At 61.3% G+C, this 22,537-nt stretch carries 22 protein-coding genes; 20 read left to right on the forward strand and 2 right to left on the reverse strand.

Translation table 11 applies throughout. From position 1 onward, the window contains the following. Window positions 1-6 precede the first annotated feature (6 nt). Window positions 7-1,590, reverse strand: coding sequence for an urea ABC transporter permease subunit UrtB (urtB, locus tag B9Z47_RS09320; RefSeq protein ID WP_108331194.1), 1,584 nt, complete (start codon window positions 1,588-1,590; stop codon window positions 7-9). A gap of 162 nt (window positions 1,591-1,752) precedes the next feature. After that, on the reverse strand, window positions 1,753-3,030 hold the full coding sequence (urtA, locus tag B9Z47_RS09325) for an urea ABC transporter substrate-binding protein (RefSeq protein ID WP_108331195.1): 1,278 nt from the start codon (window positions 3,028-3,030) through the stop codon (window positions 1,753-1,755). A 225-nt stretch (window positions 3,031-3,255) separates the two neighbouring features. On the opposite strand from urtA, the gene ureA reads away from it, so the two are divergent. From ureA to B9Z47_RS09420, 20 genes are all read left to right on the forward strand, one after another. Continuing rightward, window positions 3,256-3,558, forward strand: coding sequence for an urease subunit gamma (gene ureA / locus B9Z47_RS09330; RefSeq protein WP_090138429.1), 303 nt, complete (start codon window positions 3,256-3,258; stop codon window positions 3,556-3,558). Between the two features lie 20 nt (window positions 3,559-3,578). Then, window positions 3,579-3,749 carry a hypothetical protein gene (locus tag B9Z47_RS18560; protein ID WP_158271656.1) on the forward strand — a complete coding sequence of 57 codons (171 nt, stop codon included), beginning with the start codon at window positions 3,579-3,581 and terminating at the stop codon, window positions 3,747-3,749. A 7-nt stretch (window positions 3,750-3,756) separates the two neighbouring features. Further along, a complete protein-coding gene (locus B9Z47_RS09335; protein ID WP_108330968.1) occupies window positions 3,757-4,098 on the forward strand; it encodes an urease subunit beta in 342 nt (113 codons plus the stop codon). 1 nt (window position 4,099) lies between these two features. Further along, on the forward strand, window positions 4,100-5,842 hold the full coding sequence (ureC, locus tag B9Z47_RS09340) for an urease subunit alpha (protein ID WP_108330969.1): 1,743 nt from the start codon (window positions 4,100-4,102) through the stop codon (window positions 5,840-5,842). After that, a complete protein-coding gene (gene ureE, locus B9Z47_RS09345; RefSeq protein ID WP_108330970.1) occupies window positions 5,842-6,516 on the forward strand; it encodes an urease accessory protein UreE in 675 nt (224 codons plus the stop codon). Before ureC ends, ureE begins: the two co-directional genes overlap by 1 nt. Then, entirely contained in the window at window positions 6,506-7,195 is a 690-nt protein-coding gene (locus tag B9Z47_RS09350) for an urease accessory protein UreF (RefSeq protein ID WP_108330971.1), read from the forward strand. The genes ureE and B9Z47_RS09350 overlap by 11 nt, the downstream gene beginning before the upstream one ends. Next, a complete protein-coding gene (gene ureG, locus B9Z47_RS09355; RefSeq protein WP_108330972.1) occupies window positions 7,192-7,857 on the forward strand; it encodes an urease accessory protein UreG in 666 nt (221 codons plus the stop codon). Before B9Z47_RS09350 ends, ureG begins: the two co-directional genes overlap by 4 nt. Window positions 7,858-8,471: 614 nt before the next feature. Then, on the forward strand, window positions 8,472-9,962 hold the full coding sequence (locus tag B9Z47_RS09360) for a carotenoid oxygenase family protein (protein WP_108330973.1): 1,491 nt from the start codon (window positions 8,472-8,474) through the stop codon (window positions 9,960-9,962). A 38-nt stretch (window positions 9,963-10,000) separates the two neighbouring features. Further along, the gene (locus tag B9Z47_RS09365; RefSeq protein ID WP_108330974.1) at window positions 10,001-11,476 is read left to right on the forward strand and encodes a carotenoid oxygenase family protein; all 1,476 of its coding nucleotides are present in this window, start codon (window positions 10,001-10,003) and stop codon (window positions 11,474-11,476) included. Between the two features lie 16 nt (window positions 11,477-11,492). Beyond that, complete coding sequence (locus tag B9Z47_RS09370; RefSeq protein ID WP_158271657.1) at window positions 11,493-11,957, forward strand: lipocalin-like domain-containing protein; 465 nt, start codon at window positions 11,493-11,495, stop codon at window positions 11,955-11,957. Beyond that, window positions 11,957-13,657, forward strand: coding sequence for an aldehyde dehydrogenase family protein (locus B9Z47_RS09375; RefSeq protein ID WP_233253740.1), 1,701 nt, complete (start codon window positions 11,957-11,959; stop codon window positions 13,655-13,657). Before B9Z47_RS09370 ends, B9Z47_RS09375 begins: the two co-directional genes overlap by 1 nt. Then, window positions 13,654-14,625, forward strand: a complete 972-nt coding sequence (locus B9Z47_RS09380; RefSeq protein WP_108330976.1) for a nitronate monooxygenase family protein — start codon at window positions 13,654-13,656, stop codon at window positions 14,623-14,625. The genes B9Z47_RS09375 and B9Z47_RS09380 overlap by 4 nt, the downstream gene beginning before the upstream one ends. After that, on the forward strand, window positions 14,625-15,863 hold the full coding sequence (locus tag B9Z47_RS09385) for an acetyl-CoA acetyltransferase (RefSeq protein ID WP_108330977.1): 1,239 nt from the start codon (window positions 14,625-14,627) through the stop codon (window positions 15,861-15,863). The genes B9Z47_RS09380 and B9Z47_RS09385 overlap by 1 nt, the downstream gene beginning before the upstream one ends. Further along, the gene (locus tag B9Z47_RS09390; protein WP_108330978.1) at window positions 15,860-16,834 is read left to right on the forward strand and encodes a DUF1295 domain-containing protein; all 975 of its coding nucleotides are present in this window, start codon (window positions 15,860-15,862) and stop codon (window positions 16,832-16,834) included. The genes B9Z47_RS09385 and B9Z47_RS09390 overlap by 4 nt, the downstream gene beginning before the upstream one ends. Then, window positions 16,831-18,030, forward strand: a complete 1,200-nt coding sequence (locus tag B9Z47_RS09395) for an acetyl-CoA C-acyltransferase (RefSeq protein WP_108330979.1) — start codon at window positions 16,831-16,833, stop codon at window positions 18,028-18,030. The genes B9Z47_RS09390 and B9Z47_RS09395 overlap by 4 nt, the downstream gene beginning before the upstream one ends. Before the next feature lie 32 nt (window positions 18,031-18,062). Beyond that, on the forward strand, window positions 18,063-19,004 hold the full coding sequence (locus B9Z47_RS09400; RefSeq protein WP_108330980.1) for a helix-turn-helix domain-containing protein: 942 nt from the start codon (window positions 18,063-18,065) through the stop codon (window positions 19,002-19,004). Then, window positions 19,001-19,885: a branched-chain amino acid ABC transporter permease gene (locus tag B9Z47_RS09405; RefSeq protein WP_108330981.1), complete on the forward strand. Its 885-nt coding sequence runs from the start codon at window positions 19,001-19,003 to the stop codon at window positions 19,883-19,885. The genes B9Z47_RS09400 and B9Z47_RS09405 overlap by 4 nt, the downstream gene beginning before the upstream one ends. 20 nt (window positions 19,886-19,905) lie before the next feature. Beyond that, window positions 19,906-20,982: a branched-chain amino acid ABC transporter permease gene (locus B9Z47_RS09410; RefSeq protein WP_108330982.1), complete on the forward strand. Its 1,077-nt coding sequence runs from the start codon at window positions 19,906-19,908 to the stop codon at window positions 20,980-20,982. A 14-nt stretch (window positions 20,983-20,996) separates the two neighbouring features. Next, entirely contained in the window at window positions 20,997-21,758 is a 762-nt protein-coding gene (locus B9Z47_RS09415; RefSeq protein WP_108330983.1) for an ABC transporter ATP-binding protein, read from the forward strand. A 2-nt stretch (window positions 21,759-21,760) separates the two neighbouring features. Next, window positions 21,761-22,537 (forward strand): ABC transporter ATP-binding protein, encoded by a 777-nt coding sequence (locus B9Z47_RS09420; protein ID WP_108330984.1) that lies wholly within the window; start codon window positions 21,761-21,763, stop codon window positions 22,535-22,537.

Below are 22,537 nucleotides of genomic sequence, written 5' to 3' on the forward strand. Positions count from 1 at the left end.
TCATGTTCAAGCCTCTGCGCTGCGACCCTTCATCGCGAAGATGCCTTGCGGCCGCTTCTGGATGAAGACGATGATGAACACCAACACGGCGATCTTGGCCAGCACCGCACCGGTCCAGCCCTCCAACAACTTGTTGGCCAGACCCAGGCCCAATGCGGCGTACACGGTGCCCGCCAGTTGGCCCACGCCGCCCAGCACCACCACCATGAACGAGTCCACGATGTAGCTCTGTCCCAAATCAGGACCGACGTTGCCCACCTGACTCAAGGCGCATCCGGCCAAACCGGCAATGCCCGAACCCAACGCAAACGCATAGGTGTCGATGCGGGCGGTATTAACACCCATGCACGAGGCCATGGGGCGGTTTTGCGTCACGCCGCGCACAAACAAGCCCAGACGCGTCTTGCCAATCAGCAGCGCCATGCCAATCAGCACCGCCGCAGCAAACACGATGATCAGCACCCGGTTCCAGGGCAGTTGCAAATTGGGCAACAACTGCAGCGAACCGCTCATCCACGAGGGGTTTTCCACGCCGACGTTTTGCGCGCCAAACAAACTGCGCACGCCTTGCATCAGCACCAGACTGATGCCCCAGGTGGCCAGCAGGGTCTCCAGTGGCCGACCGTACAAATGTTTCAGCACGGTGCGCTCCATCACCGCACCGACCAGTGCCGAGGTGATGAATGCCACCGGAATCGCCACCAACAAATAGGCGTCGAACACACCGGGCAAGTGGTCACGAAAGAGAGCTTGCACCAGATAGGTGGCATAGGCCCCGATCATCATCAACTCGCCGTGCGCCATGTTGATCACGCCCATCAGGCCGTAAGTGATGGCCAGGCCCAGCGCCACCAGCAGCAAGATGGAGCCCAAACTGGCCCCGGTGAACAAGGTGCCCAGCCGCTCGCCCCAGCGCAGGCCGTCTTGCACCTTGGCCAGCGAAGTCTGAATCTGTTTTTTAACAGTCGGCTCCTGCTCGTTGGCCAGTTGCTGGTTCAACAAAAGCAATGTTTCAGGCTGCTGACTGTCGGCCAGTTCACGTGCAGCGAGCAAACGGTCATTGGGCACCTCACTGCCCAGCATGGCAGCGGCGCGGGCCTGACGCACCAGGCTTTGCACCGTGGCGTCTTGTTCAGCAGCCAGGGCTCTGTCGAGCAAGGGCCTGCGGCTGGCATCGGGTTCTTTGAGCAACGACAGGGCAGCTTGCCTGCGCACCTTCACATCCGGGCTGAACAACTTCAAGGCCGCCAGAGCCGTGTCAATCTCGCCACGCAGCCGGTTGTTCAGCATCACGTCTTCGGCGTCTTGCGGTACTGAAACCGCTTGTCCAGTCACAGGGTCCAGGCCTTGGCCACCACGCACCACCAACACCTGGCCGTTGGAAATTTTCACCACATCGTCGGCCAGCGCCTGCAAATAGGCGGCGGTTTTGTCATCTCCCTGGGTCACGGCTTTGGCGAGTGCCTCAACGCGTGCATCGCTTTCGCCGACTGCGATCCCTTTGGCTTCGTCCATCGTCAGGGCTTGCGCGGCCGTCAGGCCCCACACCGCACTGGCAATCAACGCGCCTTTCACCATCCATCTTTTCATTTTGATCATCTCTTGGCCTCATATGACTTTGGCCGTAGGTCGGAGCTTCAGCTCCGACAAGCACCGATGTCGGGGCTGAAGCCACCGACCTACAAAACGCTGTTGCCATCCGGGAAAAGGGAGGGACTGTGCCCTCCCCTTTTTCAGAACACGTTCAAACGATCACTTCTTGGCTGGCTCGTCAGGCTTCTTGTCGTTGCCTTCGATGAAGGGGCTCCATGGCTTGGCCTTGACGGGGCCGGGTGTTTTCCACACCACGTTGAACTGGCCGTCGGCCTTGATCTCGCCGATGAACACCGACTTGTGCAAGTGGTGGTTCTTCTCATCCATCTTGCTGGTGATGCCGCTCGGGGCTTTGAAGGTCTGACCGGCCATGGCCGCGATCACTTTGTCGGTGTCAGTGGTCTTGGCTTTTTCAACCGCTTGCTTCCACATGTTGATGCCGATGTAAGTCGCTTCCATCGGATCGTTGGTGAGAGGCTTGTCTTTGTGACCGGCGATGTTCTTGGCCTTGGCATAGGCGGCCCACTTTTTGGTGAACTCGTCGTTGGCGGGGTTCTTGATGCTCATGAAGTAGTTCCATGCCGCCAAGTGACCAACCAATGGCTTGGTGTCCACACCGCGCAGTTCTTCTTCACCCACCGAGAAGGCGACCACGGGCACGTCTTTGGCTTTCAGGCCCGCGTTGCCGAGTTCTTTGTAGAAAGGCACGTTGGAGTCACCGTTGATGGTGGACACCACTGCAGTCTTGCCGCCTGCAGAGAATTTCTTCACGTCGGCCACGATGGTTTGGTAATCGCTGTGACCAAAGGGCGTGTATTTTTCGTCGATGTCTTTGTCGGCCACGCCTTTGCTTTTCAGGTAGGCACGCAAGATTTTGTTGGTGGTACGGGGGTACACGTAATCGGTGCCCAGCAAGACCCAGCGCTTGGCCGAGCCACCGTCTTTACTCATCAGGTAGTCCACCGCAGGAATCGCTTGCTGGTTGGGCGCAGCACCGGTATAGAACACGTTTTTGGACAGTTCTTCACCTTCGTATTGCACGGGGTAGAACAGCAGGCCGTTCATCTCTTCGACCACCGGCAACACCGATTTGCGCGACACCGAAGTCCAGCAACCGAAGATGACCGAGACCTTGTCTTGGCCGAGCAACTGCTTGGTTTTTTCAGCAAACAAAGGCCAGTTAGAGGCCGGGTCCACGATCACGGGTTCGAGCTTTTTGCCCAGCACGCCGCCCTTGGCGTTGATCTCGTCGATGGCCATGAGCACAGTGTCTTTGAGCACCGTTTCAGAAATCGCCATGGTGCCCGACAAGCTGTGCAGGATGCCGACCTTGATGGTGTTGCCCGCTTGCGCGTGGGCCTGAATTGCAAAAGTCAGACTGCCAGCGGCGATGGCGGCTGCGGTCGCGAGGGCTTTGAGGTTGCCACGGCGGTTCATCATGAGATCACTCCAATCAGGAATCAGGTTGTTTAACAAAAAGGGCTGAGAGCGCTTGCAACGCTGCAACGCTTCTTGCAATGACCGTGCCAGCCCAGACCACAAACCCGATGCACCAAGTTTTGGCACCGGTTTTCCATGGCGTCCTCGGCCCCCTCTATAAAGGGCACGCTCTTTGCTTGCCCCACTGCAACCCATGCACCAATTCATTCAGGACGCACCAATATGGAACTCACCCCTCGTGAAAAAGACAAGCTGCTGATCTTCACAGCCGGCCTTTTGGCCGAGCGCCGCAAGGCACGCGGCCTCAAGCTGAACTACCCCGAAGCCATCGCGCTGATCAGCGCCGCCGTCATGGAAGGCGCACGGGATGGCAAGACCGTGGCCCAACTCATGAGCGAAGGCCGCACCGTTTTGACGCGTGCCGACGTGATGGATGGCATTGCCGAAATGATCCCCGACATCCAGGTGGAAGCCACTTTTCCGGACGGCACCAAATTGGTGACCGTGCACCAACCCATCGTTTGAACATTGCAAAGGAACACCCCATGAAAAATCTGACTCGGACACTTTCTTTCGCCCTTTTGAATCTGGGCACGGCCGCTTGGGCACACGACGGGCATGGCCTGGGTGGTTCGCACTGGCACAGCACCGATGTGCTGGGCTTTGTGGTCGCAACCGCCTTGGTGGCCCTGGCGGTTTACTTCGGCAAAAAGTGAGTCCCGCATGACCCCCGGAGAACTTTTGATTGACCCCGGACAGCATGCGCTGAACGTGGGCCGCCGCACCTGCACGCTGGTGGTGCAAAACGCCAGTGACCGCCCCATTCAGGTGGGGTCGCACTACCACTTTGCCGAGACCAATGCGGGCTTGCGCTTTGACCGTGCCGCCGCGCAAGGCATGCGGCTGAACATCGCCTCGGGCACGGCCGTTCGCTTTGAGCCCGGCCAGCAACGCACCGTGGAGCTGGTCGACTACGCGGGTGACCGCGTGGTGTATGGCTTTCGGGGCCTGACCCAAGGCGCACTCGATGGCCCGCAGGCCGACAACACACAGAAAGCAGACTGACATGGCCCACATCGACAAACGCGCATATGCCGAAATGTTCGGCCCCACCGTGGGTGACCGCGTTCGCTTGGCGGACACAGCCTTGGTCATCGAGGTCGAGAAAGACTTCACGCTGCAAGCTGGTGGCTATGGTGAAGAGGTCAAGTTCGGCGGCGGCAAGACTATCCGCGATGGCATGTCGCAATCTCAGCGCACCAACGCCGCCTACGGAACGGGCCCTGAAGCACCTGGTGCGATGGACTGCGTGCTGACCAACGCCCTCATCATCGACCATTGGGGCATTGTCAAAGCCGACATTGGCTTGCGCGGCAACCGCATTGCCGCCATTGGCAAAGCGGGCAACCCCGACACGCAGCCTGGCGTGGACATCATCATTGGCCCCGGCACCGAGATCATCAGCTGCGAAGGGCTGATCGTCACCGCAGGCGGCATCGACTCACACATCCATTTCATCGCACCCCAGCAGATCGACGAAGCCCTGGCCAGCGGCGTGACCACCATGCTGGGCGGCGGCACGGGCCCGGCCACCGGCACCTTTGCCACCACTTGCACGCCCGGCCCTTTCAACATCGAACGCATGATGCAGGCCGCCGATGCCTTCCCGATGAACCTGGGCTTTTTGGGCAAAGGCAACGCCAGCTTGCCTGCTGCGCTGCACGAGCAAATCAGCGCGGGCGCCATTGGCCTGAAACTGCACGAAGACTGGGGCACCACGCCTGCAGCCATCGACAACTGCTTGAACGTGGCCGAAGCCACCGACACGCAGGTGGCCATCCACACCGACACGCTCAACGAATCGGGCTTTGTGGAAGACACTGTGGCGGCCTTCAAGGGCCGCACCATTCACACCTTCCACACCGAAGGCGCGGGCGGCGGGCATGCGCCGGACATTTTGAAAGTCGTGGGCGAAGCCAATGTGCTGCCATCGTCCACCAACCCCACGCGCCCCTACACCATCAACACGCTCGACGAGCATGTGGACATGCTGATGGTCTGCCACCACCTGGACCCGGCGATTGCCGAAGACCTGGCCTTTGCCGAGAGCCGCATCCGCAAGGAAACCATTGCGGCCGAAGACATCCTGCACGACCTGGGTGCCATCAGCATGATGAGCAGCGACAGCCAAGCCATGGGCCGTGTGGGCGAAGTCATCATCCGCACCTGGCAAACCGCGCACAAGATGAAACAGCAACGCGGCAGCCTGCCCGGCGACACCGACCGCCACGACAACGCCCGCGTCAAGCGCTACATCGCCAAGTACACGATCAACCCCGCGATTGCGCACGGCATGAGCCACGAAGTGGGCAGCATCGAAGTGGGCAAGTGGGCCGACTTGGTGATCTGGAAGCCCGCGTTCTTTGGCGTGAAACCAGCGCTCATCATGAAAGGTGGCTTCATCGCGCTGGCCGCCATGGGCGACCCGAACGCGTCCATTCCCACACCGCAGCCTGTGCACTACCGCCCGATGTTTGGCAGCTTTGGCGGTGCGCTCACGCGCAACTCGTTGACCTTTGTCTCGCAAGCGGGTTTGCAAGCGGGCATTGGGGCGCGGTATGGCCTGCAAAAAACCTTGTCGGCCGTGAAGAACATCCGCCAAGTGGGCAAAAAAGACATGGTCCACAATGACTACGCGCCCCGCATGGAAGTCGATGCGCAGACTTACGCGGTGCGCGCCGACGGCCAGCTGCTGGTGTGCGAACCCGCCACCAGCCTGCCCATGACGCAACGCTACTTTTTGTTCTGATGATCACTTGTTCCAAACTCATGCCCCAAGGCCGTGGCCTGGCCCGCGTGCTGGTGCAACGCGCCAGCACCATCACGCTGGACTGGGACACCCGCCAAAAAAGCCGCTTTGACGCCACAGACAGCAGCGGACGGCGACTCGGGGTTTTCCTGCCACGTGGCACCGTGGTGCGCGGTGGCGATGTGCTGGTGGCCGAAGACGGCTCGCTGGTCAGCGTCCAAGCCGCACCGCAAGATGTGCTGCGCATCACCGCCTGCACCGAGCATGGCTCGCCATTCGACCTGACCCGCGCCGCCTACCACCTGGGCAACCGCCATGTGCCGATCGAGCTGCAACCTGACCACATCAAGATCGAGCCCGACCATGTGCTGGCCGACATGCTGCGGGCCATGCACATGACGGTGGTGGAGGTATCTGAGCCCTTCGAACCCGAAAGCGGTGCGTATGGCGACCACGGTGGCCACTCACACGGTAGTCATGGTCACAGCCACGACCACGACCACGCGCATGCCCATTCCCACGATGAGAAAGCCGCACCCGCCGAGCCGCATGTGCATGGCCCCGATTGCCAACACGATCACGCACCCGTAGCGGCCAAGCGCATTGCCATCCCGATCCGTTCAGCCCCTGCGGCACCCCACTTGCACGGCCCCGGCTGCCAACATGAGCACTGACACCGCGCCTTCGGGTTTGCTGCAACTGATCTGGCTGGCATCGCCTGCGCTGCCGATTGGTGGCTTCTCGTACTCCGAAGGTCTCGAAGCCGCCATCGAACAAGGCCTGGTGCATCACGAGCAAAGCGCCACCGACTGGGTGGTGGACCAGCTGCACCTGACGCAGTCACGCGGTGACATGGCCGCCATGGCCCAGGCCATTCCTGCTTGGCAACGCATGGATACAAGCCGACTTCAAGCCCTGAACGACTGGGTGATGGCCACCCGCGAAACCGCAGAAATGCGCCTGCAAGCCGAACAGATGGGCCGCTCCTTGCTCGACTGGCTGCGCAACTTGCAGCAAGCGAGCGACGCGCAACTCAGCTGCTGCGCCCAATTGCCCCCCACTTATCCCCTGGCCATGGCGCTGGCTTTGTCACTGGCCCAGACCCCGCTTGACCAGGCCTTGCAAGCCTGTGCCTTTGGCTGGGCCGAGAACATGACCCAGGCCGCCCTCAAGGCCGTGCCTTTGGGTCAAAGCGCCGGTCAGCGCATGCTGGCGCGGCTGGCCCGCGAGATACCTCTGGCCGTGCAAACGGCCATGCAAACCAAGGACGAAGACCGGCAAGCCTTCAACCCCATGCTGGCCATCCTGTCAGCCCGCCACGAAACCCAATATTCACGCATCTTCCGATCATGAACCGCACATCCTCTTCTGCACTGCACCACATCCCCCACCGCACCAAAAAGCTCCCGCCCCTGCGCGTGGGCATTGGCGGGCCGGTTGGCTCCGGCAAAACCACGCTGCTTGAAATGCTCTGCAAAAACATGCGCGAGCGCTGGGACCTGATCGCCATCACCAACGACATCTACACCAAGGAAGACCAGCGCTTGCTCACCGTGAGCGGCGCACTGCCTGCCGAGCGCATCATGGGCGTGGAAACGGGCGGCTGCCCACACACCGCCATCCGCGAAGACGCGTCCATCAACCTTGAAGCGATTGACCGCATGCTGGAAAAATTTCCGAATGCCGATGTGGTCTTCATCGAGAGCGGCGGCGACAACCTGGCCGCCACCTTCAGCCCCGAACTCTCCGACCTCACGATCTATGTGATCGACGTGGCTGCTGGCGAAAAAATCCCCCGCAAGGGCGGCCCCGGCATCACCAAGAGCGATTTGTTCGTCATCAACAAAACCGATCTGGCCCCGCATGTGGGTGCCGATCTGCAGGTGATGCGGGCCGACACCGACCGCATGCGCCCCAACCCAGAGACCCGCCCATGGGTGATGACCAACCTGAAAACGCTGGATGGCCTGGCTCAGGTCGTGGCTTTTATCGAAAAACGGGGCATGTTGGTGTGACGCACTGATCCTCAATCGCCGCCATCGGCCATGAAGGATTGAAAAGCGCTGACCGAATCGACATGCGTTTGACCGGGCAAAGTCTGCAGTTCAGCCCAGACATGGGGCATGTCATCACCCGCCACCGATGGCGTCTCCACCGGCCAGGACCGCGCACAACGACCGCCACCGGCCCATGGCGCACACCTTCCAAAGCCAGCGAGCGCACCAGGGATTCGATGGCCCCCTTGGATGCGGCACAGGCAGTAGCCCATGGTTGCCAAAGCGCCCCGCACTCGATGAACTGAGCAGCACCCGCCCATCGCCCGCGCCACCATCCGTGGGCCTGCTTCGGGGTCTGTCGCATCGTCATGGTTCGCCTCGGCCTGTCCGCCCTGGGCCTGAATGTCGGCCACCACGCGGGCCGCTCTGGTCTGGGCATCTCCAGAGAAAGGGGCCCGAAAAACCTTTTTGGCGTGCACAAATCAGCTTCAGGCCCTGAATACATTGGAGAGCCGGGGCGCAGGGACTCTCAGTCGCACAAGTTACAGCGCATCCCTTCAAACCCTATTGCTTTCCCTGTTTAACCGACCTAATCTGAGTTCATCAGAGACAGTAATCAACTTGGGGACGCGATGACCACCGAAATTGTGAACACCCTCACCAGCAACCTGGTGCCCGGCGACCATCCTTATTTGCAAGGTGCATGGACACCCTTGCACGAAGAAGTCGATGCCACCGACCTCAAGGTTCTGGAAGGCCACATCCCGCTGGACCTGGACGGCGTTTACCTGCGCAACACCGAAAACCCGGTGTTTCAGTCCAAGGGCAAATACCACCCTTTTGACGGCGACGGCATGCTGCACATGGCCGCCTTCAAAAACGGCCAAGTCAGCTACCGCAACCGCTTCATACAGACCAAGGGCCTGCAAGCCGAGCTGGAGGCTGGTCGCGCCTTGTGGGCGGGCCTGATGGAAGACCCCGCCCTGTCCGAGCGGGCCGGCTGGGGTGCGCATGGCAGCCTCAAGGATTCTTCGAGCACCGATGTGGTCGTGCACGCCGGACGTGCCCTGACCACCTTCTACCAATGTGGAGAAGGCTACCGGCTGGACCCACTGAGCCTGGCGCACGAGGGCATCCCGCCCTGGTCGCCACTGGACGGCATCTCGGCCCACTGCAAGGTGGATGAGCACAACGGCGAATTGCTGTTTTTCAACTACTCCAAACACGCGCCTTACATGCATTACGGCGTGGTCGACAAACACGACAAACTGGTGCATTACGTGCCCATCCCTCTGCCCGGTCCGCGCTTGCCGCACGACATGGCCTTCACCGAAAACTACGCCATCCTGAACGACTTTCCGCTTTACTGGGACCCGGAACTGCTGGCCCAAGGCAAGCATGTGGTGCGCTTTTACAAAGACACCCCTTCCCGCTTTGCCATCATCCCGCGCCGGGGACAAACCAAAGACATCATGTGGTTCGAATCGGCCCCCACCTTTGTGCTGCACTGGCTCAACGCCTACGAAGAAGGCGACGAAATCGTGCTGGACGGCTACTTTCAGGACGAGCCCATGCCGCGCAATTACGAAGGGGCCCCGGCCGGTTACGAGCGCATGATGTCTTACCTGGACCAGAAAAAAATGGGCTGCCGCCTGCACCGCTGGCGCTTCAACCTCAAGACAGGCCAGACCAGCGAAAAGCGCCTGGACGATCGCATCCTGGAATTTGGCATGTTCAACCAGCGCTATGCCACCCGACCCTACCGCTACGCCTACAGCGCAGTCCAGGTGCCCGGCTGGTTCCTCTTCAATGGCTATGTCAAACATGACCTGCAAACCGGCCAATCATGGTCCATCCAATTGCCCGATGGTCAGTACGCCAGCGAAGCGCCCTTTGCCCCCCGCACGAATGCGCAGGATGAGGACGATGGCTATCTGGTCAGCTTCATCACCAACGAGAACACCCAACGCTCGGAAATCATCCTGATCGATTCGAAAAAGTTTGAAGCCGGCCCGGTGTGTCGCATTGAGCTGCCCCACAAACTGTGCAGCGGCACGCACGCCTGTTGGGCCAGCGGTGCCGACATGCAAACCGGTGGCTTGCTGTCAGGGCAACCCGGCTGACATCAAGCCGCTTCCTCACCCTTCATCAGGAGACCGCCATGGGACTTGAAACTTTGGTTGAAATGCCGCCCTATCTCGTCGACAACCCCAATTTGCAAGGCGGCTTCGCCCCCATTGACCAAGAGTTGGTGACGCAGGAGTTCGAGGTGATTGGCGACATCCCGACCGACTTCAGCGGGCTTTATGTCCGCAACGGACCTGTGCCTCAGCACACCCCCCAAGGCAAATACCACTGGTACGACGGCGACGGCATGCTGCACGCGGTGCATTTTCAGCAGGGCCGAATGACCTACCGCAACCGCTGGGTCAACACCGAGGGTTTGCAAGCCGACCGTGCTGCGGGCGTCAGCCTTTCGCCCGGCCTGAAACAAAAAATGCCCGATGGCGTACTGCCTGACGATGCCCTGAAAAACACCTCCAACACCGATGTGAAATTCCACAACGGCAAACTGCTGTCCATGTGGTACCGGGGTGGCGCGGTCTATCAGGTGGACCCCTTGAGCCTGGAGACCTTGGGCCAGCTGGAATCAGACCCTCGCCTGAAAGGCCTGCAAATCTCCGCCCACTCAAGGGTGGACGAGCGCACCGGCGAATACATGTTTTTTGCCTATGGCAACACACACCCCTACATGCACTACGGCGTGCTCAATGCCAGCGGTCAATTGCAAACCCTGATCCCGGTGGAACTGCCGGGCCCCCGTTTGCCGCACGACATGGCGATCACGACCAACTACAGCATCCTGCACGACTTCCCGCTCATCAACAATCCCGAAGCCCTGCAAGCCGGACGCTACAGCCTGGAGTTTCACCCCGAGTGGAAATCTCGCTTTGCGGTCATTCCCCGCCATGGCAGCGTGGACCAGATCCGCTGGTTTGAAGCCGACCCGCGCTACATGCTGCATGTGGCCAACGCCTGGGAGGAAGTCAACGACAAGGGCGAAACCGAAATCGTCATGTTGGGCACGCCCTACGCCATGCCCAAGCAGTTCGATGGCTCGCTGGACGTCAAACGCCTGCTGTTCACCATCGGCACCCAGGGCACCGAATACGAGTTCTACCAATGGCGCTTCAACCTGGCCACGGGCCAAACCCGGGAAAGTGTGGTCGACGACATCCTGAACACCGAGTTCCCGATGATCAATGGCTGGTACCAAGGCTACAAAAACCGCTACACCTACCATGTGCTGATGGGGCGGGCGCGCACCGTTGAACAACCCCACTTTGCGGGCCTGGCCAAGTACGACCTGGACACCGGCAGCGCGGTGACTTACCACCCGGGCGAAGGCTACTGGTTCAGCGAGGCCCCCTTTGCACCACGCGACAACCCGCAGGCAGAAGACGACGGCTACCTGGTCGGCTTTGTCTGGAACGGGCTCAAGGAACGCTCCGAGGTGTGGATCATCGATGCACAAAAGATCGCCATGGGACCGGTGGCGCGGGTCATCCTGCCGCAGCGCGTTCCCCATGGTTTTCACAGCACCTGGGTGCGTGAAGCCCTGCTGCCACACGCTTGAACCAAGGTCACACACCATGAGCACTTCCGCAACAACCCGATCAGCCCAGGACCTGCTGGGTGTCTGGCACCTGGTGCGCTGGGAAATCACTTACGACGATGGTCGGGCGACCACCTACCCATTCGGTCCCGATGCCACCGGGCTGATCCAGTACACGCACGATGGCGGCATGGCCGCCTGCATCGCACGCGCCAACCGCCCCCGTTTGTCGAGCGACAGTGTGCGCAGCGCCCCCGAGGCCGAACGCCTGGCCGCTTTCGAGAGTTTTTTCCAATACGCGGGCCTCTACGAAGTGCGTGAGCACCAGGGACGCGCCCAGGTGGTACACCACGTCAGCCACGCACTGAACCCCAACTTTGTGGGCAGCGATCAGGTGCGCAACATGGATTTCGCAGCCGATGGCGGACTGACTTTGTCGGCCTCCGATCAAGTGCCAGGCAGCCAGACTTTGCGACACCACCGCCTGATCTGGAGACGCTGATGACTTTGTATGAAAAACACCAAGCCGTCTTCGAGCGGGCCCAACAAGCCTGTGCCACTCGCCACTGCTGGAGCCCTTACCCCGACATGCCTGACAAGTACCCGGATGCGGCGCAAGCCAAAGCGGCGGGGCTTGGGGCTTTTGAGCAGCACCTGAAGAACGGACGTTTTGTCCTCGACCAGCCCGGTGTGCAGCACTGGGTCGGCGAAGAAGTCTCGCCTTACAACCAGGCCGCTTTGGGCGTGCTGTACCCGCAATCGGACATCGACAGCCTGTTTGGTGCCGCAGCCCAAGCCATGGACAGCTGGGCGCAAGCGTCCATCACCGAGCGCATCGGCGTGCTGATGGAGGTGATTGATGTCATCTACCGCGACCACCTGTTTGAGGTGCTGCATGCCGTGATGCACACGGCCGGGCAGAGCTACAACATGGCCTATGCCGGCTCCGGCGTGAACGGCCTGGACCGCAGCATCGAAGCCCTGGTTTATGCCGAGCAAGCCATGCGCTCGGTGGCCCCATCGGCCTTGTGGCAACGCCGCTTTGGCAGCTCGGACATCCGGCTACAAAAAACCTACCGCTTGGTGCCCCGCGGCACGGCCGTGTGTTTCTCGTGTGCCAGCTTTCCCACCTGGAACGCCTGGCCCTCCATGATGGCCAGCCTGGCCACCGGCAATCCAGTGATCGTCAAACCCCACCCGGCCACCGTGTTGCCCATGGCCATCACCGTGAAAGCCTTTCGCCAGGTTTTGCAAGCTGCCGGGTTTGACCCCAACCTGGTCACCCTGGCCATTGACACCGCCAGCGAGCCCATCGGCAAGCAACTGATCCAGCACCCCCAAACGGCCATCGTGGACTTCACCGGCAGCGTGCGCTTTGGCCAGTGGGTCGAGAAAAACGCCCACCCCGCATTGGCCTTCACCGAAACAGCGGGCTGCAACACCGTGGTGCTGGAATCGGCCGACGACCTGGACGCTGCATTGCGCAGCCTGGCCACCACCATGTGCCTGTTCAGTGCGCAAATGTGCACCAGCCCCCAGAACATCTATGTGCCCCAAAGCGGTGTCAAGACGCCGCAGGGCGTTGTGCCTTTCAAGGACGTGGCGACACGTCTGGCCGCGGCCGTGCAGGCCTTGACTTCTGAGCCCAAAAAAGCAGCCATGATTTTGGCCACCATCCAGTCCCCGCAAACCCTGGCCTTGCTGCAAGAGATGCAAGACACAGGTGCGCAACGCGGCCAAGTGCTGTTGGCCCCCAAAGCCTACCCCCACCCCGAGTTCCCACAGGCCCGCACCAGCACGCCGCTCATGCTGCAAGTCACCACACAAGAGCGCGACCTGTATGCCGAGGAGCGCTTTGGCCCCATCAGTTTCGTGATCGCCTGCAAGGACGCCGATGATGCCTTGCAACAAGCGACACAGGACGCACGCACGCAGGGCGGCCTGACGGCATTTTTGTACAGCAACCGCGAAGACTTCATCGCCCGGGCCGAAGCCGCCTATGCCCGCGCAGGCGCTCAGCTGACCATCAACCTGGTCGGGGCCATGCCGCTGAACTTTGCGGCGGCCTACAGCGATTACCACGTCACAGGCCTGAACCCGGCGGGCAACGCCACCCTCACCAACCTGGCGTTTGTGGCTGGGCGTTTTGGCATTGTCCAGTCACGCCGCCCGGTGACACCTGCACCAGAGAAGACCCCATGAAAGCCACGCGACTGCCTCTGAGGCTGCCGGTGTTTGCAGCACCGATGTTCCTCATCTCGGGCCCGGAGATGGTGCTGGCCGCCTGCAAGGCCGGGATTGTGGGGGCTTTTCCCACGCCCAATGCGCGCCCCATCGAGCAGCTGGACCAGTGGATGAAAACGATCACCGAGGGCCTGGCCGCCGCACGTGATGAACAAGGTGCCAACACCGTGGGCCCCTGGTGCGCAAATCTGGTCACGCACTCGTCCAACACCCGTCTGGCGCAAGACCTGGAGCTGATTGCCCGCTACAAGCCACCGGTGGTGGTGACCGCTTTGGGCAGCCCCAAACCGGCCATTGAGGTGGTGCAAGCCTATGGCGGTCGGGTATTCGCCGACGTCATCAACCTGTCGTTGGCCCAGAAAGCCGTCAAGGCCGGGGCCGATGGCCTGGCCTGCGTGTCTGCTGGTGCAGGCGGGCACACCGGGTTTTTGTCGCCCTTTGCGTTTGTCAGCGCCATCCGTGAATTTTTTGACGGCGAAATCGTACTGGGCGGCGGCATCAGCGATGGCTGGGGCATGGCCGGGGCCATCGCTGCCGGTGCCGATTACGTGTACATGGGCACCCGCTTCATACCGGCTGCCGAAAGCATGGCCCCTGATGCCTACAAGCAAATGGTCGTGGACAGCACGGTCGACGATCTGGTCGTGAGCGCCGGTGTGACCGGTACGCCCGCCAGCTGGCTCAAGCCCTCTTTGCGCCTGAACGGCCTGGACCCGGACAACATGCCCGATGCCCCCGGCAGGCAATACGACAGCAGTGCATCGTTTGCAGGCAAGAAATGGCTGGACGTCTGGGCCGCCGGACAGGGCCTGGGCACCATCCACCAAACCGAGCCGATGGCCGACATCGTGGATCGACTGGCCAATGAATACACCCGTGCAATGCAGCGCCTGCAAGGCCTGCCCTATCCCCAAAGGAGCTTTTGATGAGCGAACCCGTTTACATCCTGGGCGGCTACCAGACCGACTTTGCCAAGGCCTGGGCGCGCAATGGTCAAGACATCTCTGACATGGTGCGCGAAGCCACGCAAGGCGTTCTTGAACAGACCGGTTTGAATCCTGCGGCCATCGGCAGCATCCACGTGGGCAATGCCTTTGGCGAGATGCAGCGCCAGCAAGCACACCTGGGCTCGATGGTGGCGCAGATGACCCCCGAACTCTGGGGCGTGCCCGCCATGCGCCACGAGGGCGCTTGCGCGTCTTCGTCCCTCGGCGTGCTTGCAGCCATGGCAGAGATCGAAGCCGGTCGCTACGACTGCGTCCTGGTGATGGGTGTCGAAGAATTCAAGAACACCTCTGGCAACGTCGCCTCCGTCAACCAAAACGCCGCCGCCTGGCAAGGCCATGAAGATATTGCCTGCACCTACATGTGGCCGGCGACCTTTGGCCTGCTCGCACAAGAATACGAGCGCCGCTACGGGCTTGACCGCAAGTACCTGAACCGCATTGCCGAAATCAATTACGGCAACGCCAAAAACAACCCGCTGGCGCAAACGCGCCAATGGCAATTCGATGCCTTGAGCTTCACCGATGACGATGAAGCCAACCCGATCATTGAACCCGGCACACGCCGACAGGATTGCGGCCAGATCACCGATGGTGCGTGCTCGGTGGTGCTGGCGTCCGCCCGGTTTGCCCAAACCTGGGCACAACAACAGGGCCAATCGCTCCACCGCATGGCGCGGATTGCCGGCTGGGGCCACCGAAATGCAGGTCTGCGCTTGCGCGACAAGATCGAACGCAGCCAGGGTCAGGCTTATGTGTTTCCGCATGTGCGCGACACCATCGAAGATGCCTGGCGGCGAGCCGGTGTGCCGGGCATCGAGGCCATGAGCGGCATCGAGACCCATGATTGCTTCACCACCACCGAATACATGGCCATCGACCACCTGGGCCTGACCGCGCCGGGCCAAAGCTGGCAGGCTGTAGAGGACGGCACGATCGCCCCCGGTGGTCGCTGCCCGGTGAACATGAGCGGCGGTCTGATCGGTTGTGGCCATCCGGTGGGCGCCACCGGCACACGCATGCTGTGGGATGCAGCACGCCAGGTGACCGGCCAAGCCGAGGCTTGCCAGATTGAAGGCGCACAGCGGATTCAGACCCTCAACATTGGCGGCTCTTGCGGCACCGTGGTCAGTTTTGTGGTAGAGGCAGGACAAGCATGATCGAGACTTTGTGGCAACAACAGGGGCAGGTTTTGCTGCTGGCCTGGACCTTGCTCGCCGCCGTGTGGCTGTGGGCCATGCCCCGCGACAACATCCGCTGGCTCGATCGCGCCTACCCTGTGCTGCCTTTGGCGGTGGCCGCAGTGGCCGCCAGCGGCCAGCTGGCACCGGGCTTTTTGGCTGATTTTTTGCAGTTCGGACTGTGGCTGTGGCTGTGGTTGACCGTGGTGTGGGTCATCAGCCTGGTCAAACGCGACACCAGCATCATGGACATCGCCTACGGCTTGCTGCTGTTGGCCGCACCCTGGTGGCTTTACCAGCATGGGGGGGCTGACGGGCAGGCTTCGCATCTGCTCTTGCTGGCCATGACCACCGTGGGCTTTGGCCGTTATTCGCTCTACATTCTCTGGCGCAACCTGCCGCACGGCGAAGACCCCCGCTACGCCCGCTGGCGTCAGCGCTCAGGCGCACGCTTTTGGTGGTGGAGCTATTTCCAGGTCTTTTTGCTGCAAGGCGTGGTGATCTGGGTTTGGGCTATTCCACTGATGTTGGGCATGAGCGCTTCAGGCCCCATCGGGTTCTGGCATGCAGCAGGTGCTTTGGTCTGGCTGGTCGGTTTTGTCTTCGAGGCGGGAGCAGATTGGCAACTGACCCGATTCAAGCGTCTTCGCACAGACCGTTCGCAACTGCTGAACACGGGCTTGTGGGCTTTGACACGCCACCCCAACTATTTTGGCCAGACCTGCATGTGGTGGGGCTATGGTGTGTTCGCCCTGTCTCACCCTTGGGGCTGGCTGTCCATTTTTCCTCTGGCCTATGTCACCTGGTTCATGAACAAAGGTTCGGCCACATCGCTCATGGAACGCCACATGGCCAAAAGCAAACCCGGCTACGCCGACTATTGCGCCAAGGTGCCGGCATTTTTCCCCCGCCTGCCAGTCAAAACCTCTAAAGCCAAGGACAACGCATGAGCCAAGCCCTCATCATTGAAGCCCTGCGTACACCCCGTGGGCGAGGCAACGACAAAGGCGCGCTGCGCAGCCTCAAGCCTGTGGATTTGCTGGCCAAGCAGTTGCAGGCCCTGGCCGAGCAAACCGGCATCGACACCGCCCAGGTGAGCGACGCCATCATCGGCTGCGTGACGCAAACCGCCGATCAAGGTGCCAACATCGCCAAACTCGCGCTGGTGCGGGCCGGCTGGAGCGACCAGGTTCCCGGTCTGAGCATCAACCGCTATTGCGCCTCCGGCCTGAGCGCCGTGCACATGGCCGCTCAGCAAGCCATGGCCAGCGACGGTCTGGCTGTGGGCGGCGGCGTGGAGATGATGTCGCGCGTACCCATGGCTTCTGACCAAGGCCCCTTGACGCACGACGTCGAATTTCAGCAGCAAACCATGCTGGTGCCCATCGGCATTTCGGCCGACACGATTGCCACGCTGGAAGGCTTTGACCGCGCCCAATGTGACGCCTATGCCCTGGCTTCCCAACAACGTGCCGTGGCTGCTATGCAATCAGGCCGCTACCGTTCGGTCACACCTGTACGCGATGCCGATGGCGCTGTGCTGCTGGCACAAGATGAAACACCCAGGGCGCAGACCACACTCGACAGTCTGGGCCAATTGCCGCCCGCATTCGCGGCCATGGCAGAGAAATACGGCATCAACAAGCTCATGTGCCAACGCTATGGCCTGAGCCACGTCGACCATGTGCAACATGCTGGCAATTCACCGGCCATGGCCGATGGCGCGTCGGCTGTTTTGCTCGCCAGCCCAGCAGCGGCCCAGCGCCTGGGCCTGAAGGCCAGAGCCCGAATTTTGGCCACCGCCACGGTGAGTGTGGACCGAACCCTGGCGCTCACCGGTGCGGTGCAGGCCACTGAGCAAGCCCTGGCACAGGCGGGCCTGACGGTGCCCGACATCGACCTGTTTGAAGTCAATGAATCTTTTGCTTCGCTCATGCTGCATTACATGAAGCACCTGAATGTGCCCCATGAGAAGCTCAATGTGAACGGCGGGGCCATTGCATTGGGGCACGCCATGGGCTCGACAGGCAGTGCCCTCGTGGGCATGGCGCTGGACGAACTGGAGGCAAGACAAGCGCGCCGCGCCGTGATCAGCCTGTGTGGCGCTGCCGGCCTGGCCGTGGCCATGGTGATTGAACGGGTCTGAGTGCCGCGACCCGCCCGCGAACGAATGAACACATGATCAGCAACCCCGACCTGGAACTGACGCACGCTGCGCTGGCCTCCAGCACGCTGAGCCATGGCCTCAAGGTTTTTGGGGACCGCTGGACGGTGCAGGTCATGCTGTCGGCTTTTTTGGGTATCCGCCGGTTTGACGAGTTGCAAAGTTACTCGAACATTCCTCGCCCAACCTTGTCCGACCGGCTGCGCTCACTGGTTCAAATCGGCGTGCTCAAGCCGCGCCTGTACCAGGAAAAACCACCACGCCACGAATACCACCTGACCCGCAAAGGACTGGGTCTTTACGACGCCACGTTGATGATCTGGGCCTGGGAAAAAAAATGGGGGCAGCGCGCTCAGGACCTGCCCAAAACCCTCTTTCACCAGACCTGCCAACACAGCTTCAGCCCGGAGTTGTGTTGTAAAGCCTGCGGCGAAAAAGTCAGCATGAAAGACCTGGACTACCGCCTCGTGCCCAATGCCCGCTTGCACCACCAGCCCATGGAGGGTTTGCGCGCGCCCCGCATGTCTGGGCGCGAAGCGACCGAGATGCGCCTGGGTCTGCGCGTGGACCGCTGGAGTCTGCTGATTCTCACCGCCGTGGTTTTGGGTTGTCACTATTTTGACCAGATCACCCAAGCGCTGGCCATTGGCCCCAAGGTGCTGTCGCGCAGACTCTCGGACATGGTCGAGGCCCGTTTGCTGCAATGCGAAACCGATGCCCACGATGCCCGCAGGCGTCTGTACCGCCTGACCCCCAGCAGCCGCGACCTGTTCGGCTACATCGTTTGCCTGTCCACCTGGGCCGGTGAGTCACATCTGCACGAAACCAGTTCGATCCGGCCACGCCACCGGGCTTGTCAGCACAGCTTTTCTCCCATGGTGGCGTGTGACCACTGCCACCAAAGCCTGAACCCCTGGGAAGTCTCCTTCCCCTCCACCCATGGAAAAAGTGCATGAATGATTTTTGGCAAACCTTTGCCCAACTGACCGTCAACGGCATTGCCGTCGGGGCCATCTATGCGCTGGTGGCGCTGGGCATCGTGCTCATCTACAAAGCCACCGAGGTGCTCAATTTTGCCCATGGCGATTTGCTGGTGGTCTCGGCCTTCAGCGCCTGGGGCTTGATCACGGTGTGGGCCTTGCCGTTTTGGCTGGCCTTGCTGATCACGGTGTTGGGGGTGGCTGTTTTTGCCTATGTGCTCGACGCGGTGGTCATCCGCCGCATCGCCGGACAACCCCAGTTTTCCGGGGTGATGCTGACCATTGCGTTGGCCTTCATGATCCGGGGCGCGGTGAGCATGCTGTTTGGGCCAGAGTCGCGCAACTACCCCACCCCCTGGAGCCAGCAAAGCACCCAGGTGGGCGGCATCTCGATCGCCAACCTGCAACTGGTGATTTTGGGTGTGTCCATGATGGTGACCCTGGTGCTGTTTTTCTTCTTCCGCTACACCCGGCTGGGCGTGGCCATGCAGGCAGCGTCACAAAACCAGTTGGCCGCTTATTTGAACGGGGTGCGCGTCAAGCGCGTGAACTCCATGGTCTGGGCCCTGGGCGGCGTAACGGCCGCATTTGCGGGCGTGCTGCTGGCCCCCATCACCTTGGTCGACATCAGCCTGTGGTTTGTCACGCTCAAGGCGCTGTCTGCGCTGGTGCTGGGCGGGTTTGGCAGCATTCCCGGGGCCATTGTGGGCGGTTTGCTGATTGGCCTGATTGAGCAATACGCCGGGGTCTACATGCCCGACGGCACCAAGGACATCGTGGCCTATCTGGTGCTGATCGCTGTGCTCATTGTCCGGCCCCATGGCTTGCTGGGCGAAGCCCATGGCCGTCGGGTCTGAAAAAGGAAAGAACTCGCCCCATGCGTTTCGATTACCACACCCAATACCGCGAAGGCTTTGCACTTTGGCGCAGTCCTTTTGACCGCAACCTCTACGCCTTGCTGCTGCTGGGCTTGTGCGCACTGCCCTGGGTCATCACACCCTTCATGCTGGGCGAGTTGGCCTATGTGTTCATTTTGTGCGTGGCCAGTCTGGGCCTGATGACCTTGACCGGTCTGACCGGGCAGGTCTCGCTGGGCCATGCCGCCTTCATCGCCATCGGGGCCTATGGCCATGCCTGGTTCCTGTCCAAAGGCGTGCCATTGCCGGTGTCGATGGTGCTGGCCGCCTTGCTCAGCGCCAGCGCCGGTTTGCTGGTGGGCATACCGGCCATTCGGGTCTCGGGTCTGTACCTGGCCATGGTGACCCTGGCCTTTGCCATCATCGTCGAGCAAATCATCGGCCACTGGAGTTCCGTGACCGGTGGCTTCACCGGCTTGGCGGTGAACGAGCCCGTTTTTCTGGGCCTGTCGCTCGGTGGCTCCAAAGCTTTTTATTACCTGTGCCTGGCCGTTTTGGTGCTGGTGTTGCTGGCCTTGCTCAACATCTTGCGCTCGGGCATGGGGCGCGCCCTGATCGGTGTGCGCGAATCCGAGGCCGCCTCCTACGCTTTGGGCATCCCGGTTGAGCGCATGAAGGCCGGTGCCTTTGCGCTGTCGGCGGGCATCACCGGGCTGGCGGGCAGCATGCTGGCGCACCACCTGAAGTACCTCACGCCGGACGGCTTCACGCTGCTGCTGTCGCTCGAACTGGTCCTCATGGTCGTGATCGGTGGCCTGGGCAGTCTGCGCGGCGCGGTGCTGGGGGCCGTGCTCATCAGCTTGCTGCCCACCGCCATCTCGCGCATCAAACCCTTTTTGCCCGATAGCGTGGCCAAGCAGTTCGGCCTGGAGACCTTCATCTTCGGCTTTGTGCTGGCCTTTTTTGTGCTGTACGAGCCCATGGGCCTGAACGGCCGCTGGCTCAAGATCCGCAGCCTTCTGGAGTCTTTCCCCATCTACCGCAAAGACACCTTCAAGCGCAACAAGCGCTACATGAAATCGGAGCGTTACCGTTGAACACCCCCATCGCCATGTCCCCCCTGCTGACGGTTGAAAAACTGTCGCTCACTTTTGGCGGCGTACAAGCCATTGCGGATCTGAGCCTGGAGGTGCGCCCCGGCGAGGTGCTGGCCGTGATCGGCCCCAACGGTGCCGGCAAGACCTCGCTGCTCAATGCCGTGACCCGCGTGTTTGATCCCAGCGGCGGGCAAATCCGTTTCAAAGGCCAGGACCTGACGGCCCTGCAACGCCACCAAATCGCCAACCTGGGCATTGCGCGCACCTTTCAAAACATCGAACTGTTTGAAGCGGCCACCGTGCTGGACAACCTGCTGCTGGGCCGCCACCGGTTTTTCCAGGGCCACTGGTGGCAACAGGTTTTGCGCACACCGGCCTTGACGCGGCTGGAAGAAGCTGCGCTGGCCGAGGTGGAAAAAGTGATTGACTTTCTGGACCTCACGCCCTGGCGACATGCCCCGATTGCGGGACTGCCCTACGGCGTACGCAAAGTCGTGGAGCTGGGCCGCGCCCTGTGCGCGCAGCCGGAGCTGCTTTTCCTCGATGAACCGGCCTCGGGTCTGAACCCGGAAGAAACCCGCGAGTTGGCGTTCTGGATCGACGACATCCGCAGTGAGCTGGGCATCACCGTGGTCATGGTGGAGCACGACATGTCTCTGGTCAGCGCCGTGGCCGACCGGGTCATTTGCATGGCGCAAGGCCGGGTGCTGGCCCAAGGCAGCCCCGCCGATGTTCAAAGTCATCCGGCAGTTGTCGCCGCTTATTTGGGAGCCTGAGCATGAGTGCCTTGCTGGAAGTGCGCAACCTGGAAACCTGGTACGGCCCCATTGCGGCCATGCAGGGGGTGAACCTGCAGGTTGAAAAAGGCCAAATGGTCGCGGTCCTGGGCGCCAATGGTGCGGGCAAGACCACCTTGCTCAACACCCTGGCCGGGGTCATCGATCCCTTCAAAGGGCAAGTCCTGCTCAACGCGCAAGCCATCCAAGGGCTGGACGCCGATGAGGTGTGCCGACGCGGTCTGGTGTTGGTGCCCGAGGGGCGACAAATCTATCCCTTCCTGAGTGTTCGGGAAAACCTGAACATGGGTGCCTACACGCGACGCGATGCCGATGGCGTTCAACAAGACCTGGAGCGGGTTTTTCAGTGGTTCCCCAGGCTGCTGGAGCGGGCCCAGCAACACGCCGGTCTGCTGTCTGGCGGTGAGCAGCAGATGCTGGCCATCGGTCGCGCCTACATGGCCCAACCGCAACTGCTCATGCTCGACGAGCCGTCGCTGGGCCTGTCCCCCTTGTTGACCAAGGATATCTTCAACATCATCAGCCGCATCCGGGATGAAACCGGGACTTCGGTGCTGGTGGTCGAGCAAAACGCAGCCATTGCCCTGGCGCATGCCGACTACGGCTACATCATGGAGCTGGGCCGTATCGTGGCCGCTGACAGCTGCGCCGTTCTGAGCCAAAAGGCCGATGTGCGCGAAGCCTATCTGGGCGGACACGGCGCGCAAGGCGTCAGCGGCACCACACAACGCTGGAAACGGCGCAAAACATGGCGATGA

The sequence above is a fragment of the Limnohabitans sp. 2KL-1 genome (genome assembly GCF_003063435.1).
Taxonomy (GTDB): domain Bacteria; phylum Pseudomonadota; class Gammaproteobacteria; order Burkholderiales; family Burkholderiaceae_C; genus Limnohabitans_A.

Excerpts from the sequence above, each read along its gene's own strand:
- urtB (WP_108331194.1), bottom strand. The coding sequence starts at position 1,590 with ATGAAAAGATGGATGGTGAAAGGCGCGTTGATTGCCAGTGCGGTGTGG.
- urtA (WP_108331195.1), bottom strand. The coding sequence starts at position 3,030 with ATGAACCGCCGTGGCAACCTCAAAGCCCTCGCGACCGCAGCCGCCATC.
- ureA (WP_090138429.1), top strand. The coding sequence starts at position 3,256 with ATGGAACTCACCCCTCGTGAAAAAGACAAGCTGCTGATCTTCACAGCC.
- B9Z47_RS18560 (WP_158271656.1), top strand. The coding sequence starts at position 3,579 with ATGAAAAATCTGACTCGGACACTTTCTTTCGCCCTTTTGAATCTGGGC.
- B9Z47_RS09335 (WP_108330968.1), top strand. The coding sequence starts at position 3,757 with ATGACCCCCGGAGAACTTTTGATTGACCCCGGACAGCATGCGCTGAAC.
- ureC (WP_108330969.1), top strand. The coding sequence starts at position 4,100 with ATGGCCCACATCGACAAACGCGCATATGCCGAAATGTTCGGCCCCACC.
- ureE (WP_108330970.1), top strand. The coding sequence starts at position 5,842 with ATGATCACTTGTTCCAAACTCATGCCCCAAGGCCGTGGCCTGGCCCGC.
- B9Z47_RS09350 (WP_108330971.1), top strand. The coding sequence starts at position 6,506 with ATGAGCACTGACACCGCGCCTTCGGGTTTGCTGCAACTGATCTGGCTG.
- ureG (WP_108330972.1), top strand. The coding sequence starts at position 7,192 with ATGAACCGCACATCCTCTTCTGCACTGCACCACATCCCCCACCGCACC.
- B9Z47_RS09360 (WP_108330973.1), top strand. The coding sequence starts at position 8,472 with ATGACCACCGAAATTGTGAACACCCTCACCAGCAACCTGGTGCCCGGC.
- B9Z47_RS09365 (WP_108330974.1), top strand. The coding sequence starts at position 10,001 with ATGGGACTTGAAACTTTGGTTGAAATGCCGCCCTATCTCGTCGACAAC.
- B9Z47_RS09370 (WP_158271657.1), top strand. The coding sequence starts at position 11,493 with ATGAGCACTTCCGCAACAACCCGATCAGCCCAGGACCTGCTGGGTGTC.
- B9Z47_RS09375 (WP_233253740.1), top strand. The coding sequence starts at position 11,957 with ATGACTTTGTATGAAAAACACCAAGCCGTCTTCGAGCGGGCCCAACAA.
- B9Z47_RS09380 (WP_108330976.1), top strand. The coding sequence starts at position 13,654 with ATGAAAGCCACGCGACTGCCTCTGAGGCTGCCGGTGTTTGCAGCACCG.
- B9Z47_RS09385 (WP_108330977.1), top strand. The coding sequence starts at position 14,625 with ATGAGCGAACCCGTTTACATCCTGGGCGGCTACCAGACCGACTTTGCC.
- B9Z47_RS09390 (WP_108330978.1), top strand. The coding sequence starts at position 15,860 with ATGATCGAGACTTTGTGGCAACAACAGGGGCAGGTTTTGCTGCTGGCC.
- B9Z47_RS09395 (WP_108330979.1), top strand. The coding sequence starts at position 16,831 with ATGAGCCAAGCCCTCATCATTGAAGCCCTGCGTACACCCCGTGGGCGA.
- B9Z47_RS09400 (WP_108330980.1), top strand. The coding sequence starts at position 18,063 with ATGATCAGCAACCCCGACCTGGAACTGACGCACGCTGCGCTGGCCTCC.
- B9Z47_RS09405 (WP_108330981.1), top strand. The coding sequence starts at position 19,001 with ATGAATGATTTTTGGCAAACCTTTGCCCAACTGACCGTCAACGGCATT.
- B9Z47_RS09410 (WP_108330982.1), top strand. The coding sequence starts at position 19,906 with ATGCGTTTCGATTACCACACCCAATACCGCGAAGGCTTTGCACTTTGG.
- B9Z47_RS09415 (WP_108330983.1), top strand. The coding sequence starts at position 20,997 with ATGTCCCCCCTGCTGACGGTTGAAAAACTGTCGCTCACTTTTGGCGGC.
- B9Z47_RS09420 (WP_108330984.1), top strand. The coding sequence starts at position 21,761 with ATGAGTGCCTTGCTGGAAGTGCGCAACCTGGAAACCTGGTACGGCCCC.